We start from the raw sequence: 16,154 nt of genomic DNA on the forward strand, positions 1-16,154 counted from the left end.
AGCAACAAGGGTGCCAGCTCTGTATCAACTCGTAAGAAAAGGCGACAAACGTTGTCAGGCTTGTTACCGGTTATGTGGCAAACAGATAGGCTTCCACATCCATCCCGGCGTCACGCATCTGCGCCAGCTTGTAGCGCAGGGTGCGCGGGCTGATGCCGAGGCGCTCGGCCGCTTCTTTGCGGCGGCCGCGCTCGGCGCGCAGGGTGTCGATGATCATCTGGAATTCACGTCGACGCAGGTCGTCGCCCAGCCCGCCGGCAGGCTCCGCCTCGACCACCACCGGTGCCGGTGCCAGCGTGGGCAATGGCGCGGCCCCGCTGCCCGTGGCCAGACAGAAATCCTGGGGCTGAATCAGGCCGCCCTGCTGCAAAATCAGCGCGCGCTGGATGGCGTTGTCCAACTCCCGCACGTTGCCCGGCCATGGGTAGCTGATCAGGCACGCCTGGGCCTCGGCCGACAACCGCGCCTGGGCGTGCTTCATTTTTTTGACGTGGTTGTTCAGCAGACGCTCGGCCAACGGAACGATGTCGGCCGGACGTTCGCGCAACGGGCGCCAGGCCAGGGGAAACACCGACAAGCGGTAGAACAGGTCTTCACGGAAACGCCCCGCCGCCACCTCGCCGGCAAGGTCGCGGTTGGTGGTGGCGACCACGCGGATATCCAACTGGATCGGCTTGCGTGCGCCCACCCGCTCCACTTCGCGCTCTTGCAGCACCCGCAGCAGCTTGGCTTGCAGCCCCAGGGGCATTTCCGAAATTTCATCGAGCAGGATGGTGCCGCCGTCGGCCTGTTCGAACTTGCCCGCCTGGGCGGCGATGGCCCCGGTGAACGAGCCCTTTTCATGGCCGAACAAGGTGGCTTCAAGCATGTTGTCGGGGATCGCCGCGCAGTTGATCGCGATGAACGGCTGTTTGGCGCGGGTCGATTGCTGGTGGATATAGCGCGCCAGCACCTCTTTACCGGTGCCGGACTCGCCGGAGATCAACACGGTGGAATCGCTGCGTGCCACGCGGGCCGCCAATTCGAGTAATTGCGCACTGGCCGGCTCGAAGGCAATCGGGCCCTCGCCTTCGCCGGCCGGAATCACGCCCAGGGCGTGGCGCGCCACCAGCTCCATCAGGGCCTTGGGCTCGAAGGGCTTGACCAGATAATCCGCCGCGCCCTGACGCATCGCATCCACCGCACGCTCGACCGCGCCATGGGCCGTCATCAACAACACCGGCAGTTGCGGCTGACGCGCACGCAGCAGCCCGAGTAATTGGTGACCGTCCATGCCCGGCATGTTCACGTCGCTGACCACCAGGCTGAAGGACTCCTGCTCGACCGCCTCCAAGGCGTCCTCGGCTGAACCGACCGCCCGGTAGTCATGGCCCGCCAACAGCAGCGTGTCAGCCAATGCTTCACGCAGGGCGCGATCGTCTTCAACCAATAGAACCTTGATAGCCATGTTCTTCGTTACTCCGCGCTTGCCGCGCACAAAAACAGCGGCAAGGTCATCAATGCACAGGTGCCGCGCCCCACACGGGAGTGCAGTTGCAATTCTCCCTGATGCGCACGTGCCACGGCCTTGACCACGGTCAGGCCGAGCCCGGTTCCGTTGGTCTTGGTGGTGAAAAAGGGTTCGCCCAGGCGTTGCAGCACAGCGGGCTCGATCCCGCTGCCGCTGTCGCTGATGCACAGGCGCAGGGTTTGCCCGCGGTTGTACAGGTGCACTTTGAGCCGCGCCCCCGCCCCACTCGCCTGGATAGCGTTTTCGATCAGGTTAAGCAGCGACCCCACCAGGGTGTCGCGGTTGCACAGCAGCTCGCCGAGGTGGCTGTTGCACTGCCAGCGCACCTGAGTGTCCTGGATATGGGCAGTGGCCGCCGCTTGCAGCGCCTGCATCAGTTGCGCCGGGGTCAGGCGGTCGGTCAGCGGTAATTCGCCACGGGCAAAAACCAGCATGTCACGCACCTGGTGCTCCAGCTCATGCAAACGCTCTTTGAGGCGCCCGGCAAAGCGTTGCTGGGTGGCGGCGGGCAGTTGCTCATCAGTCAAATGGCTGGCGTAGATCAACGCGGCCGACAGCGGCGTGCGGATCTGATGCGCCAAAGAAGCGACCATTCGACCTAACGAGGACAACCGTTCATGGCGCGCCAACTGGTCTTGCAGGTGGCGGGTTTCAGTCAGGTCGTTGAGCAACACCAACTGGCCGGGCTCGGCGTCCAGGGAGCGGGTGGCAATCGACAGCCGGCGCCCGTCCTTGAGGGAAATTTCATGGCCATCGTCTTCACGCGGCGCGAAGCAGCGGGTGATGACATGGCGCCACAACTCGCCTTCCAACGGCAGGCCAAGCAAGTCGCACGCGGCTGGGTTGGCTTCGCGCACACGGCCTTGGTCGTCGATGACAATAACGCCACCGGGCAGCAGGTCGAGCAGGTTTTGCAGACGGTTGGCCAGGCGTTCTTTCTCGGCCAGCTCTTCCATGCGCTGGGCGCTGACCACTGCCAGCTCGCCTTTGAGCTCGGACACCCGGGCTTCGAGCAGGCTGTAGGAATCCGTCAGCTGGCTGGACATCTGATTGAACAGCGAGAAGGCCTGCTCCAGGCCATTGCGGCTTTGCTGTTCGACACAGGGGACGAGCCCCGAAAGATCGGGGGCCGAAGATAGTTGGGCGGCGTGGGGCATCATGCTCTCTCGCTGGCTGACCGTCAGTTAAACGGAACGTTGCGAGGGCTGTAGCAATACCCGTGCCTAAAAAAAAACCGCTGACGAATCAGCGGTTTGTGTTTTAGGCGTCAATCATCCGCCTGTTCATCGCCTTCGCGACGACTCATTCCGTACTTGCGCATCTTCTCCACCAGGGTGGTTCGACGGATGCGCAGACGCTCGGCGGCACGGGCGACGATGCCGTTGGCGTCGTCCAGAGCCTGTTGGATCAGGCCTTGCTCGAGGTTGCCGAGGTAGTCTTTCAGGTCGAGACCTTCGGGCGGCAGCATGGCAGTGGAACCGAAGTCCGGGGTATGACCGTTGATCGCCACCCGCTCTTCCATGTCGCTGCGCAGGCTGTCGACCATCTGCTCGTCTTCGTCGTCGACGTAGCGGAACTTCTTCGGCAACTCGACCACGCCGATCACACCGTAGGGATGCATGATCGCCATGCGCTCCACCAGATTGGCCAGTTCACGCACGTTACCCGGCCAGCCATGACGGCACAGCGACATGATCGCGGCGGAATTGAAGCGAATCGAGCCGCGCTTTTCGTGTTCCATGCGCGAGATCAGTTCGTTCATCAGCAGCGGGATGTCTTCGACGCGCTCACGCAGCGGGGCCATCTCGATGGGGAATACGTTGAGGCGGTAGTAAAGATCTTCGCGGAAGCTGCCGACCTCGATCATGCTCTCGAGGTTCTTGTGGGTCGCGGCGATGATGCGCACGTCGACGCTCTGGGTCTTGTTACTGCCCACGCGCTCGAAGGTGCGCTCCTGCAGCACGCGCAGCAGCTTGACCTGCATCGGCAGCGGCATGTCGCCGATTTCGTCAAGGAACAGGGTGCCGCCGTTGGCCAGCTCGAAACGCCCGGCACGGCTGGTGATCGCCCCGGTAAAGGCGCCCTTCTCGTGGCCGAACAGTTCGCTTTCAAGCAGTTCTGCCGGGATCGCCCCGCAGTTGACCGGCACAAAAGGCCCGTCGCGGCGCTTGGAGTGGTAGTGCAGGTTGCGCGCGACCACTTCCTTGCCGGTGCCCGACTCGCCGAGAATCAGCACGCTGGCGTCGGTGTCGGCCACTTGCTGCATCATCTGGCGCACATGCTGGATGGCACGGCTGGTGCCGACCAGGCTGCGGAACAGGTTGGGTTCACGGTGGCGACCGCGCTCACGAGCCTGGTCATACATCTCGCGATAGACCTGGGCACGGTGCAGGGAGTCGAGCAGTTTGCTGTAACTGGGTGGCATTTCCAGGGTGGAAAGCACGCGGCGGCGCTGGTCTTCCGGCAGCTCGATGGAAGAAATATCACCGATTAGCAACACGGGAAGGAACTCATCCCAGGTAGACAGTGTCTTTAACAAGCCCAAAACAGCACCAGGAGCGTTTACCGTCCCGATCAGCACGCAAATGACTTCACGGCTCGATGACAACGAGCTGACAGCCTGCTGCCAGTCATGGCTGCCGCAGGCTAAATTTTCTTCGCCAAGAAAATTTAAAATCACCGCCAAGTCGCGGCGCCGGACGCTATCGTCATCGATCAGCAGAATTTTGGTTTCACGCCACATGCAATAGCAACTTCCCTAGTAAACTTCCTGCCCGGTGTCAGGGCAATCGAGACGGCTGTAGGACTTCTTACTCTATAGACGTCTGAACTCTGAAAACAGCACTAGTTAAGTCAAAAAAGCTGGCACGGTCAAATTTATGACGCGCCGGATGGATTAACTGCGTCTGTTCAGCCGAACAGATGGTAGACCTTTGACGCATTTTTCGCTTGGTTGATCTGCGACATCTCTTCGAAAATCGCCTGGCGCTCGCCAGTCGTCACCTCGAGCAACTGCTGGTACACCGCCAACAGGCTCTCAAGCTTCTCACGCAACGCATCCTCGTCCACCGGCGCCTCACTGAGCACCTGCTCGATCACGTCGCGACAACCCATGTCCAGTTCGCCAATGGCGTCCCAGTTACGGTCCGCCAGCGCGCCCATCAGCGCTTCACGGGTTTCATCAATGCGTTGCAGTGCATGGCTCATGACAGGTTCCTCAAGGCCGCAGGCCTTATTCTGCTGCGCCTTGTGGCGCGCCGATGGCATCCCAGCCTTCTTTAACGGTAATCATCAAACGGGCGACTTCGTCGATCATGTCGGCGTCGTTGTGCAGGTTCGCCTCCATCAGACGGTTGGTCATGTACGCGTACAGGCTTTCCAGTTGCTGGACGTAGGCCGGGTTATCGCTTTTTTCCGCATCCAGGCCATCACGCAGGCCGATCACAATGTCGATGGCCTTGCCGAGCATCAAGCCCTTCTGGGCAATGTCACCGCGTGCCAGTGCGCCCTTGGCCTGAGCCATACGGTCCAGGCCGCCTTCCATCAGCATCTGCACCAGACGATGCGGGCTGGCTTCGGAGATCTGAGCATGGGAATTGACCTTCTGGTATTGGCGAAGGGCTCTCATGGGATTCATGTTTCTACCTCGTGACAGGCGACAGCGAAAAGGATTCTAGTAACAGATATGTCGACGGATTTGCAAAAAGCTTTAGCGCCCATCGTGTTCCGATAAAAAAAGGCCAGGCAGATGGCCTGGCCTTTATCGCAGGCTGCGATTAATTATTGGTCTTGGGGTTGTTCAACGCATTGAGCGTGGTCATGACGCTGGTGCTTTGCTGGCGCAATTGGGCGACCAGGGTGTCCATGGCGTTGTATTTGGCGGAGAGGCTGTTGGTGAGCAGGGTCATGCGCTCGTCGAGCGCGGATTGCTGCTTGGTCAGATCCTTCAAGCTCTCGGACAATGTCGACGAGCGTGTCGCCAGGATGCCGGTACTCGACTTGGCAAAATCATCGGTGGCGCTTTTCATTCGCGCCAGGATGCCGGTTTTACCGCTGAACATGCTGTTGATATCGGCTGCGTTGGTTTTAATCGCCGCGTCCCACTTCTTGTCATCGATCGTCAGCAAGCCCGTGCTCGAACTGGTGGTCACACCAAATTGAGCCAGAGATTTGAAGGCACCGGTGCCAGACAGCGCGTTGAACTCGTTACGGATCGCGCTCTGCAGCGAACGCATCGTCGAGTCACCCGTCAAGGCCGCCGCCGTGGTGCTGCCGTCCAGGTTCGTGGTGACCTTGGTTTCGGCATTCATTGCGGTCATCAAGGCGTTGTAGGTATCCAGGAAACCTTTGACGCCGGACTTGAGCGCGGTGTTGTTGGTGCTGACGGTGATGAGCGTCGCGTTTTTGTCGGTCGTACTGTTCGTCTTCAGCGTCGAGGTGGCCAACAGCTTGATGTTCACCCCGCTGAGCGCGCCTTCGATACTGTTGGTCTTGGACACGGACGAGACGCCATCGATGCTGTACAGCGCATCCTTGGGCTCATCGACGACCGTGGCGCCCACATCCAGCCCCGACGTGCCGGACAGGGTGAGATCCGATCCGGTCCCCATCGTGGTAGAGGTCAGGATCAATCGAGACCCGTTGGCGTCGGTCTGGATGTTGGCACTGAGCCCCGACGTACCGAACTGGGTGTTGATCGAGTCCCGCACCTGCTGCAAGGTCGCACCGGCCGGAACAGTCACATCGAATGCCTTGCCCGACTGCTTGATGGTCAAGGTGGTCGGGCTATTCGTGGCGTTCACAACAGCCGAAGTGCCGCCGGCGAAGTTTTTGCTCGACAGCTTGGACGGCTGGGCCAACTGATCGATGATCAGTCGAAAACTGCCGCTGGAGGCCGTGTTGCTGGCCGTCATGGTCGCGGTCTTTTCATCCGAAGACGAGCCGGTCAACCCGGTAAAACTGCTGTCCTTGCCCATGGTGTCCAGGGCACCACGAAACGCATCCAGCGCGGCTTGAATCTTGCCGATCGAAGACAGCGTGGTGGTCGCTTTCTGGGACGCGGTATTGATCTGCGTCTGCTTGGGCACCTTTTCGGCGTCCACCAAGGACTTCACGATCGCTTGCGTATCGATATTCGAACCGATACCACTTACCGTTGAACCCGCCATCATCTATCTCCTGTTCGGTGGCTGCCGTTATCTTGACTTATTACGCCGCAAGACCCGACAGCAACAAGTTTCATGCCAGCTCACGCTTTGTCGTTAAACAACACGTTGCTCGCGCTGGACAAGTTCTGCGCCAGCTTCAATGCCGTTTCCGACGGAATCTGGCGAATCACTTCACCACTGTCGGTGGCGATGACTTTGACCACCACGCGATGGGTGGAGTCATCAATGGAAAAATCCAGGCTGCGCTGGGCAGCTTGAACGAATTCGCGAATATCGGTTACCGCTTTTTCCAGGTCCGCGCGCTCAGGCTCTTTGCCTGGGGCCGCTGCTTCCTGGACTTTGTTGACGCTTTTGTCGGCCGTCACCTGAGCAGGTGCGCTTGGAGGTGCAACCGGCGGATAAGACTGGTTCAGCTTTATACTCATGTCCATGTCCAATCTCCTCTAAACCGAAAAAACGGAAGGGCACGTAGACGCGCCCTTCCGTTAGTTACCAAGCGCTGGGATTACTGAAGCAGCTTCAGTACAGCGGATGGCAGCTGGTTGGCCTGCGACAGGATCGCGGTGGAGGCCGATTGCAGGGTTTGTTGCTTGGTCAGCTCGGCGGTTTCGGAAGCGAAGTCGACGTCCTGAACGGTGGAACGTGCAGCGGTGGAGTTCTTCTGAATGTTCTGCAGGTTGTCTGCAGTGGTAGTCAGACGGTTCTGGGTAGCACCCAGGCCCGAACGAACGCCGTCGATGGTGCCGATGGCTTTGTCGATTACAGCCAGGGCGTTTTGGGCCTTGGTGGCGTCGGTCACGTCGGTTTGAGCGATGGTGGTCTTGGTCGACGAAACAGTAGCCGCGGAGAACAGATCCGAAACACCGGTACCAGCGTCGCTCAGGGAGTAGCCTTTGGCCGAATCCAGCGAGACTTGACCAGTCACAACGATGGCAGCAGCACCCAGAGCAGCAGGGGTAGCGAACGCACCAGCGCCGTCTTTGGCACCTACCAGGATGTTTGTCTGAGCGTTGGCATCAGCGCCAGCGAAGGACAGGTTTTCGCCGGAGTCAGACTTAACCGACAGGCTCTTGTTAACTTCGTCGTAGTTAACGCTGATACCCAGTTTGGCAGCGTTGGACTTCAGTTGGTCAGCCAGGCCAGCCAGGTCAGTAACACCGACGAAGGACACTGCGCCGCTGTTGCCTACTGCCAGGGTGAAGTTCGAAGGGGTAGCAGCACCCACTTCCAGCTTAACTTCGGTGCTGGCGGTAGCGGTCAGGCCACCGATCGAACCGTTCAGGCCGGAAGCGATGTCTTTTGCCGAAGCGCCAGCTGCGTAGTTAACGGTTTTGGTTTGACCGTTACCGGTAACAGTGATGGCGCCGCCAGCCAGGCCGGTAGCACTTGGAACGATTGCCTTGGTTTTGATCTGCTGCGAACCAATGTTGTTGGCTGCAACGTTTTCCAGGCTCAGGTTGATGGTTTCGTTAGCGTTGGCGCCAACCTGGATGGCTTTGGTACCGTACGAACCGTCAAGCAGCTTCTGGCCACCGAAAGTAGTGGTTTGCGAGATACGGGTCAGTTCCGAAGTCAGAGCCTGGTATTCGTCGTTGTTCGACTTACGGTCGTCAGAGCTGAGGGAGCCAGTAGCGGACGACAGAGCCAGGGTACGCATTTTTTGCAGGATGTCGGTCGAAGCCTGCATCGCGCCTTCAGCGGTCTGAGCGATGGAGATACCGTCGTTCACGTTTTTGACTGCTTGGCCCAGGCCGTTGATTTGGCTGGTCAGGCGGTTAGCGATCTGCAGGCCGGCAGCGTCGTCTTTAGCGCTGTTGATACGCAGGCCGGAAGACAGGCGCTGCATGGAAGTGGCCAGGGCGCCGCCAGCTTTGTTCAGGTTGCCCTGAGTAGTGATCGAAGCAATGTTGGTGTTTACTGTTAAAGCCATGACGAAATCCTCGTTGGATGGATACTGCGGCTTCCGGCCCTGGCAACCGCCGGGTGTGGCCTGAGAACCTACGTAATAGTTATCGTCGTGGTAGCCGGTTGCTTGAGGATTTTTTTGATTTTTTTTACTGGCGCCGTGCCACCCCTTGCAATTCAAGGGCTTAGACCGCCCACAGCACCCGATTTTGCCGGGTTTTTTGACGCCAAATAAAAAACGCCGATGATCTTTTGATCATCGGCGTTTGCGTTTGCGGTAAATGCGGACTACCGCAGCGTCACGGACGGTGAAGAATCGCCGAACCCCACGACAGGCCCACACCAAACCCGCTGATGGCTACGCGCTTCCAGGCGGCGTCCATCACGTGCTTTTCCAGCAGCAATGGAATGCTCGACGACACGGTGTTGCCGGTCTCGACCATGTCCTTGATGAACTTGTCCACCGGCGCGTCTTCAAAGCGCCGCGCCACGGCGTCGACAATCGCCGCGCTGCCCTGGTGGATGCAGAACGCATCGATCTCATCGGCCTTGAGGTCCGACTCATTGAGCAGCTCGTGCAAATGCGCCGGCACTTTGAGCAAGGCGAAGTTGAACACCTGGCGACCGTTCATAAAGAACACACCATTACTGACCTTCAAGTGCGGCGCGCCGGAACCGTCGGTGCCGAACTTGGCCTTGCCGAGGTGCCAGGCGGCGTCGTCGCCCATCCAAGTGGCGGTGGCGGCATCGCCGAACAGCATGGTGGTGTTGCGGTCTTCCGGGTCGACGATCTTCGAGTACGGATCGGCGGTGACCAGCAGGCCGTTTTTCAGGCCGGCGGCTTCCATGAAACCTTTCATCGCGTAGATGCCGTAGACGTAGCCGGAGCAACCCAGGGAGATATCAAAGGCAGCAACGTGGGTCGGCAGGCCGAGCTTGTCCTGGACGATAGCCGCGGTGTGGGGCAAACCCTCTTCATCACCGTTCTGGGTGACCACGATCAGCGCGTCAATCGACTCGCGCTTCAAATTCGGGTTGTTGGCAAACAAAGCGTTGACCGCCTCGACGCACAGATCGGAGGTTTCCTGCGCCGCTTCCTTGCGCGGCAGAAACGCCGAACCGATCTTGCCAATGATGAATTCCTCATCCTTGGCGAATTTGGCACCCTGGGCGTAGTTATCGATCCCGTCTGCCGGCACGTAACTGGCGATGCTTTTTATGCCAATCATTGTGGCTTCCCAATACTAAATAGCTGGAGAACACCCCTCGGGCTACGCCTGGAGTGCTGACAATAAAGGGGATAACCCCATAACAATCTCACTGAAAGCCGCCGCGCAAGGACCCTGCGACGACTTAGCCTTTTCACACGATACAGTGAAGATGCGCTTTATGACTCACAGGTCACTCAATTTTGTGCGCTTTGTGCAAAACGTTTCAACCGTTTGACCCCAGAAACGACAACGGCCCACCCCGTTTCCAGGGTGGGCCGTGCGGGGTTACGCCGCTTACATCTTGTTGAACAGGCTCAACTGGGAAATTTTCACGAACGCCAACTGCGAGGCTTCCAGCATGGTTTGCTGCAAAGTCAGATTGATCGCCGCCTCGCCCATGTCGATGTTGGCCAGGTCACTCATCGTAGTCTTGTTGGCCAGACCGACACTGGTGTTTTCACTGGCCTGCACGGTGAGTGCGTTCTGGCGCGCACCGATGGAGCCACGTACGTTATCCACCTGATCGGCCGAGTTGGTCAGGTTGCCGACCGCAGCGTTCAAGGCGTCCTGCAGCTTGCCTCGGGCCCCGGGGATTCCGTCCGCCGGCTGCTCAAGGGCCTGGCGCAACTGGCTCAGGGTGTCGAGGGCATTCTGAGTTTTCTGGGTGGTATTGCCGACCGCAAACTGATCGCCGACATTCGGCGCACTGCTGAGCTGGAAGGTCACGCCCGCTGCGGTGATCGTGTCCAGGGCCGGCGGAACACCGGGGGTGATCACGCCATTGTCGACAATCGGCTTGCTGTTAGCGCTATAAGGCTGGGCATACACCTTGAAGGCCGTCGGGTCGACGTCGTCGAACTTGATCAGGATGCCGTTGTTGCCTGGAAAGGTGCTGGCGTAGTCGGCTGCACTGCTGACCTGGGCATTGACCAACTGCGTCGCCGAGGTGTTGCTCGCGGTGCGCGACACATTGAATGCGTCCGGCTTGGCGCTCAGGGTGAACTCGCGCCCTTTGACCAGCGCATCGGCATCCGGACCGGAGGCGGTATTGGTCAGGTCCACTGTGATATCGAACTTGACCCCGCGCAGATTGATACTGGCGTTGCCTTCCTTGGTGGAATCGAACGTGCCATTACCTGGAAGCTGCGAGGTGATGTCGTTGTTGTCCTTGTCGGTCACAACGTACTGGGTGCTGCTGGTAAAGGTCACCTTGTACGGCTGACCGTCGGCGAACTGCTTGGTGTAGTCGATGCCCGACGTTATGAGGCCCGCCGAGATCCCGACTTTGTGGTCATCGACCGACGACGGCAAGCTCGGCGGAACCGTCGCAGGCGTCGTGTAGTTGGACTGGGTGCGACTGCTGTTGACCGCCCCCTCCAGGATGGTCTTGCCCGTGTCGCTGGTGCGAACATTCAGCGTCTCGGAGACCTGCAGGCTCAGTTCGTTCTCATCGCCCTGGTAGCTATAAGTACCATCATTGTTGCGCGAGTAGGGCGGCGTGTCGGTCTTGGAGCCGGAGAACAGATAGTTGCCGGCCGAATCCTTGCTGTTGAGCAAGCCCAGCAGTTGTTCTTCAAGGGCGCCCACCTCGACCGAAATCGACTTGCGGTCCGCATCGCTGGTCACGCCACCTGCGCGCAGCGCCAACTGGCTACCGGCCTGGAGGGTAGTGTTGATCGCCGTCAGAACGCTTTCTTCGTTGGTCAGCGTGTTTTGGATGCTGGTGATGTTGCCACTGTACTGGGCCAGCATGTCTTTCTGCTGTTGCAGCATCAGCAGGCGTTGCGCAGCCACGGGGTCATCGGAGGCGGTCTGCACACGCACGCCGGAACTCGCCTGCTCCTGGGCCTTCACCACGCCGGAATAGTTGTTCTGATACTTGCTGGCACTGGTTTCAAAAAACTGCTGTGTAGAAATACGCATCGTCCCAGACTCCCTTAAAGACTATTGATCAGCGTGCTGAAGGTTTCTTGCGCAGCTTTGATGATCTGCGACGACGCTGTGTAGTACTGCTGGAACTTGATCATGTCGCCCGCCTCTTCATCCAGGTTGACCTGGGACACCGAGTTGCGCGCGTTCTTGTTGGCGGTCAGCAGTGCAGCGGTGGCGCTGCTGTCGGTGCCGGCCGACGCGGCCTTGGCGCCGACGGTGGATACGAGTTTGCTGTTGGCGCCGACCAGGCTGGCGCCGCCGCTGCCGTCAGTCGCCAGGCCCACGGTCGCCTTGGTCTGCAGATTAAGCAGAGCCTGGGCGTTGCGGTTGTCGGACTTGCCGGAAGCATTGAACGAGAACGTGGTGCTGTCGCCGTTCGATGGCGAGCCGCCCACGGTGGTGTCGAAGCTGAAGCTTTTCGCCGGCGTCACCAAGGCTCCGCTGGCATCGCGCATCGGTACGCTGATGCTGATTTTATTGGCCTGCCCCGGAATGATGGTGCCGGAGCCGATCGGATCGCCCTGGGCGTTACTCAGTGTGTAGGACTGGGTGCCATCCGCCGCCGGCGAGCCGAACACCATCTTCACCGGCATCGAGTGCTCAATCGCGGTACGCAGTTGCGCGGTGTCGGCGCCGCCCTGGATATCCAGAGGCACCGTCAGCGTCGGCGGCGTGAACGTGCCGGTGCCTTGGTTGGTCTTGCCGGCCTCGCCTTGCAGCGGAGCGGCAAAGGCAATCTTGCTTGGGTCGGTCAGGACCGTGCCGATCTCCTTGGCGCCATTGGCGGTGGGGCTGACTTTGAAGCTGTCGCCGGCCTGCACCGCGCCGGTCTTGACCGCCAGGGTGAAGCCATCGATGACCGGCGCCGGCGTGGCACTCAGATCGTAAGTGCCCATGGCTTTGCCATCGGAACGCAGCACGGTGACCTTATTGAGGTCGGTACCGTCGTTGAAGCTGACCTTGTAATCGAAGTTGGTCAGCTTGCTGCTGTCTTTAATAGTGACGCCCAACGCACCGTCGCCCAGATTCCCCTGGGCCGCCTGGCTGCGCAGAGCAACGGACGCCGCATTGTTGATGTCGGTGAACATCGAGGCGCCGAACTCACCGTTAAGGTCCAGGCCCTGGCCCAACTGACTGTTGATGGCATCAGCGGTGACCAACGCAATACGCCCCAGGTCATTGATCGCCGGCATCAACGCATCGCTGCGGTAACGCAACAGGCCGCCGATGCTGCCGCCACTGATCACGCCGCCCAGGTCGAGGGTGGTACCGCCGGCCGCATTGAGCTGGATCGTGTATTGGCTGGTATCGGAATGGCTCGGCACCGCGGAAATGGTGTTGGAGCGATCACCCAGCACCAGGGACTGGCCGCTGCCGGTGCTGACACTGAATATGCCGTTCTTTTCGATGGCGGTCACGCCGATCAGCTCATTGAGCGAACGCACGGCTTCGCCACGCGCGTCCAGCAGGTTGGCCGGCGTGCTGTTCGAAGACCCCTGCACTTGAGCGATCTGCTTGTTGAGTGAGGCGATCGACGAGGTCAGTTGATTGACCTGGTCACTCATCGAGGTCAATTGGCTGTTGATAGTCTCTTTCTGCTGACTCAACTGGCTGGAGATCGAGTTGAAGCGGTTGCTCAGGGTCTGAGCGTTGGTGAGCAGGATCTGACGAGCCGACATATCGTTCGGGTTGGCCGAGGCCGTCTGCACCGCCGCAAAGAACGAACTGAGCACCGCCGACATGCCGGTGGTCTTGTCCGAAAGCGTCTTGTCGACCGCGCTCACCTGGTCCAGGTACGCCTTGGCATCGCTGTTGAGCGAGGTGCTGTTCTGGTACGCGGTGTCCAGGTATTCGTTGTACACCCGGCGCACGTCGGCCAGGGTGGTGCCGCTGCCGATGAACACGCCACCGTATTGGTTCGCCGTGTTCGCGCTTTGGGTGGTCTGCTGACGCGAATAGCCGGCGGTATTGGCGTTGGCGATGTTGTTACTCAAGACCGACAACGATCCTTGAGCGGCGTTAAGCCCCGACATCCCGATATTGAGCAAACTCATGGTTCAGACCTTATAAATGAGTGGTCGCGCCCGCGGCAGCGTAGTTCTGGTAACTGTTCATCGTTTTTGCGATCTGCGAGATCTTGCTGGCGTAGGCCGGGTCGGTGGCGTAACCGGCTTTTTGCAACTCGCGCACAAACTGTTCCGGGTTGTCGGCAGACTTCACAACTTCTTTATAGCGATCATTGCTTTGCAGCAATGTGACCAGGTCGTGGAAGCTGTCCTGATAGGAATCGTAGGAACGGAACTGCGCCGTCTCCTTGACCATCGCCCCATCCCGAAACTCGCTGGTGATCGCACGGGCCTGACCGCCCTGCCAACTCTGGCCGGCCTTGATGCCGAACAGGTTGTGGCTGCTGCTGCCATCCTCGGCGCGCATCACCGACTTGCCCCAACCGGTTTCCAGCGCGGCCTGGGCCACCAGGTACTTAGGATCGACCCCAATACGCGCGGCGGCCGCCTCGGCCATCGGCAACATGGTGGCGACGAATTCATCCTGGGAGCTGAACGCTTTCTTCGCCGGCGCCAACGGCGGCTGGGCCACTGCGCGGCTGTAGATCTGCATGCGATCGCTGGGTACGGCAAAGCTGCGCGCGCTGCCTTTAATCACGTTGTCATCGGCCACACTATTGCGCAGCGGCGCGGCCTTGGCGTCGCTCGGCACCTGGGTGCTCGGCACGATACCGGCGAGCAGGCGGTCGGTCAGTTTGCTCGGCAAAGCGATGCGACGCTGGTTCATCAGCGCCATGTCGTTGCCATGGACGGCAGCGGCGTCGGCCTGAGGCTCGGCCACGCGGTAGGCCCACAACGGACGCTGGCCATTGGAGCGCCCCAACGGGCCCTCGGCCTGGGTACCGGCGGCGATCTGGGTCGGCACATCGACCTTCTTCACCGGTTCGGCCGCGGCCGGGCCCTGCAAGGTGGCCGCTTGAGCGTCCACCGGTTTGTTCTTCTGCATCTGCCGCATCAGCACGTCGGCCAGGCCAATGCCGCCGCCTTCGCGGGACATCGACACCGCCAACTGCTGATCGTACATCTCTTGGTACTGCTTGGCCGCCGGCGTGTTCATCGGGTTGTCTTTACCCAGGGCTTCAGTGGCCGAGCGCATCGACTTGAGCATTTCACTCAAAAACAGCGACTCGAATTCCTGCGCCACTTTGCGCATGTTGCCTTCGCTGTTCTTGTCGCCGACCTTCAACTGGTTCAAGCGATTCAAGTCGGAATACGAGCCCGAATCCGCCGTGCTGGTCAGGCCGCTCTTACGCATGTCCATAGCCATGGCCTTAAATCACGATCAGGTCGGCTTGCAACGCGCCGGCCTGCTTCAACGCTTCGAGGATCGCCATCAAGTCGCCTGGCGCCGCGCCTACCTGATTCACCGCCCGCACGATCTCATCCAGGGTGGTGCCGGGGCCGAATTTGAACATCGGCTTGGCTTCCTGCTGGGCGTTGACACGCGAGCGCGGTACGACCGCCGTCTGGCCGTTGGACAGCGGCCCCGGCTGGCTGACGATAGGGTCTTCGGTGATGGTCACGGTCAGGCTGCCGTGGGTCACCGCGGCCGGTGACACTTTGACGTTCTGGCCGATCACGATGGTACCGGTGCGCGAGTTGATGATGACTTTGGCCACCGCCTGCCCGGGATCGACTTCGAGGTTTTCCAGGATCGACAGGTAATCCACACGCTGGCTTGGGTCGAGTGGCGCGGTCACGCGAATCGAGCCGCCATCGATGGCCTGGGCCACGCCAGGGCCGAGCATGTCGTTGATCTTGTCGACCACACGCTTGGCGGTGGTGAAGTCGGAGCGGTTAAGGTTCAGGGTCAGGCTGTTGCCCTGGTTGAAGCCGCTGGGCACGGTGCGCTCCACCGTGGCACCGCCGGGAATCCGGCCGGCCGACGGTACGTTAACGGTGATTTTCGAACCGTCACGGCCCTCGGCATCAAACCCGCCCACCACCAGGTTGCCCTGGGCGATGGCGTAGACGTTGCCGTCGATACCTTTGAGCGGCGTCATCAGCAAGGTGCCGCCACGCAGGCTTTTGGAGTTACCGATGGACGACACGGTGATGTCCACCACCTGGCCCGGCTTGGAAAACGCCGGCAAGTCGGCGCTGATGGACACAGCCGCCACGTTCTTGAGCTGCACGTTGCCCGACCCCGCCGGCACCTTGATGCCGAACTGGGAGAGCATGTTGTTGAAGGTTTGCAGGGTGAACGGGGTCTGGGTGGTCTGGTCACCCGTGCCGTTGAGCCCCACCACCAGGCCGTAGCCGATCAACTGGTTGGAACGCACGCCGGAGATGCTGGCGATGTCTTTCAGGCGTTCGGCCTGGGCGACTGCGCTCAGGCTCAGCAACACTGCGGCCGCCATCA

Annotated in this window: 13 protein-coding genes; all 13 read right to left on the reverse strand. The window is 60.2% G+C overall.

The genetic code is table 11. From position 1 onward, the window contains the following. Positions 1-70: 70 nt before the first annotated feature. Complete coding sequence (locus PSH59_RS18135; RefSeq protein WP_248077919.1) at positions 71-1,447, reverse strand: sigma-54 dependent transcriptional regulator; 1,377 nt, start codon at positions 1,445-1,447, stop codon at positions 71-73. A gap of 8 nt (positions 1,448-1,455) precedes the next feature. Further along, a complete protein-coding gene (locus tag PSH59_RS18140) occupies positions 1,456-2,667 on the reverse strand; it encodes a PAS domain-containing sensor histidine kinase (protein ID WP_305395312.1) in 1,212 nt (403 codons plus the stop codon). 110 nt (positions 2,668-2,777) lie between these two features. Beyond that, positions 2,778-4,253 (reverse strand): sigma-54 dependent transcriptional regulator, encoded by a 1,476-nt coding sequence (locus PSH59_RS18145; RefSeq protein ID WP_248077921.1) that lies wholly within the window; start codon positions 4,251-4,253, stop codon positions 2,778-2,780. A 167-nt stretch (positions 4,254-4,420) separates the two neighbouring features. Then, the gene (locus PSH59_RS18150; RefSeq protein ID WP_033901076.1) at positions 4,421-4,717 is read right to left on the reverse strand and encodes a flagellar protein FliT; all 297 of its coding nucleotides are present in this window, start codon (positions 4,715-4,717) and stop codon (positions 4,421-4,423) included. 25 nt (positions 4,718-4,742) lie between these two features. Further along, positions 4,743-5,147, reverse strand: coding sequence for a flagellar export chaperone FliS (fliS, locus tag PSH59_RS18155; protein ID WP_248077923.1), 405 nt, complete (start codon positions 5,145-5,147; stop codon positions 4,743-4,745). A gap of 139 nt (positions 5,148-5,286) precedes the next feature. Then, a complete protein-coding gene (gene fliD / locus PSH59_RS18160; protein WP_305393351.1) occupies positions 5,287-6,678 on the reverse strand; it encodes a flagellar filament capping protein FliD in 1,392 nt (463 codons plus the stop codon). 80 nt (positions 6,679-6,758) lie between these two features. Then, positions 6,759-7,109, reverse strand: a complete 351-nt coding sequence (locus tag PSH59_RS18165) for a flagellar protein FlaG (protein ID WP_305393352.1) — start codon at positions 7,107-7,109, stop codon at positions 6,759-6,761. Positions 7,110-7,183: 74 nt separating this feature from the next. Then, on the reverse strand, positions 7,184-8,608 hold the full coding sequence (locus PSH59_RS18170; protein WP_305393353.1) for a flagellin: 1,425 nt from the start codon (positions 8,606-8,608) through the stop codon (positions 7,184-7,186). 274 nt (positions 8,609-8,882) lie between these two features. After that, entirely contained in the window at positions 8,883-9,812 is a 930-nt protein-coding gene (locus PSH59_RS18175; RefSeq protein WP_305393354.1) for a ketoacyl-ACP synthase III, read from the reverse strand. Between the two features lie 276 nt (positions 9,813-10,088). Next, complete coding sequence (locus PSH59_RS18180) at positions 10,089-11,717, reverse strand: flagellar hook-associated protein 3 (protein WP_305393355.1); 1,629 nt, start codon at positions 11,715-11,717, stop codon at positions 10,089-10,091. 14 nt (positions 11,718-11,731) lie between these two features. Next, positions 11,732-13,780, reverse strand: a complete 2,049-nt coding sequence (flgK, locus tag PSH59_RS18185; protein WP_305393356.1) for a flagellar hook-associated protein FlgK — start codon at positions 13,778-13,780, stop codon at positions 11,732-11,734. Between the two features lie 10 nt (positions 13,781-13,790). Further along, positions 13,791-15,059, reverse strand: a complete 1,269-nt coding sequence (flgJ, locus tag PSH59_RS18190) for a flagellar assembly peptidoglycan hydrolase FlgJ (protein ID WP_248077945.1) — start codon at positions 15,057-15,059, stop codon at positions 13,791-13,793. Between the two features lie 4 nt (positions 15,060-15,063). Beyond that, positions 15,064-16,152 (reverse strand): flagellar basal body P-ring protein FlgI, encoded by a 1,089-nt coding sequence (locus PSH59_RS18195; RefSeq protein ID WP_248078194.1) that lies wholly within the window; start codon positions 16,150-16,152, stop codon positions 15,064-15,066. Positions 16,153-16,154 lie beyond the last annotated feature (2 nt).

Source organism: Pseudomonas sp. FP2309 (genome assembly GCF_030687575.1).
In the GTDB taxonomy this organism is placed as follows: domain Bacteria; phylum Pseudomonadota; class Gammaproteobacteria; order Pseudomonadales; family Pseudomonadaceae; genus Aquipseudomonas.

Excerpts from the sequence above, each read along its gene's own strand:
- PSH59_RS18195 (WP_248078194.1), bottom strand. The coding sequence starts at position 16,152 with ATGGCGGCCGCAGTGTTGCTGAGCCTGAGCGCAGTCGCCCAGGCCGAA.
- PSH59_RS18135 (WP_248077919.1), bottom strand. The coding sequence starts at position 1,447 with ATGGCTATCAAGGTTCTATTGGTTGAAGACGATCGCGCCCTGCGTGAA.
- PSH59_RS18145 (WP_248077921.1), bottom strand. The coding sequence starts at position 4,253 with ATGTGGCGTGAAACCAAAATTCTGCTGATCGATGACGATAGCGTCCGG.
- fliS (WP_248077923.1), bottom strand. The coding sequence starts at position 5,147 with ATGAATCCCATGAGAGCCCTTCGCCAATACCAGAAGGTCAATTCCCAT.
- fliD (WP_305393351.1), bottom strand. The coding sequence starts at position 6,678 with ATGGCGGGTTCAACGGTAAGTGGTATCGGTTCGAATATCGATACGCAA.
- PSH59_RS18170 (WP_305393353.1), bottom strand. The coding sequence starts at position 8,608 with ATGGCTTTAACAGTAAACACCAACATTGCTTCGATCACTACTCAGGGC.
- PSH59_RS18165 (WP_305393352.1), bottom strand. The coding sequence starts at position 7,109 with ATGGACATGAGTATAAAGCTGAACCAGTCTTATCCGCCGGTTGCACCT.
- flgK (WP_305393356.1), bottom strand. The coding sequence starts at position 13,780 with ATGAGTTTGCTCAATATCGGGATGTCGGGGCTTAACGCCGCTCAAGGA.
- flgJ (WP_248077945.1), bottom strand. The coding sequence starts at position 15,059 with ATGGCTATGGACATGCGTAAGAGCGGCCTGACCAGCACGGCGGATTCG.
- PSH59_RS18150 (WP_033901076.1), bottom strand. The coding sequence starts at position 4,717 with ATGAGCCATGCACTGCAACGCATTGATGAAACCCGTGAAGCGCTGATG.
- PSH59_RS18175 (WP_305393354.1), bottom strand. The coding sequence starts at position 9,812 with ATGATTGGCATAAAAAGCATCGCCAGTTACGTGCCGGCAGACGGGATC.
- PSH59_RS18180 (WP_305393355.1), bottom strand. The coding sequence starts at position 11,717 with ATGCGTATTTCTACACAGCAGTTTTTTGAAACCAGTGCCAGCAAGTAT.
- PSH59_RS18140 (WP_305395312.1), bottom strand. The coding sequence starts at position 2,667 with ATGCCCCACGCCGCCCAACTATCTTCGGCCCCCGATCTTTCGGGGCTC.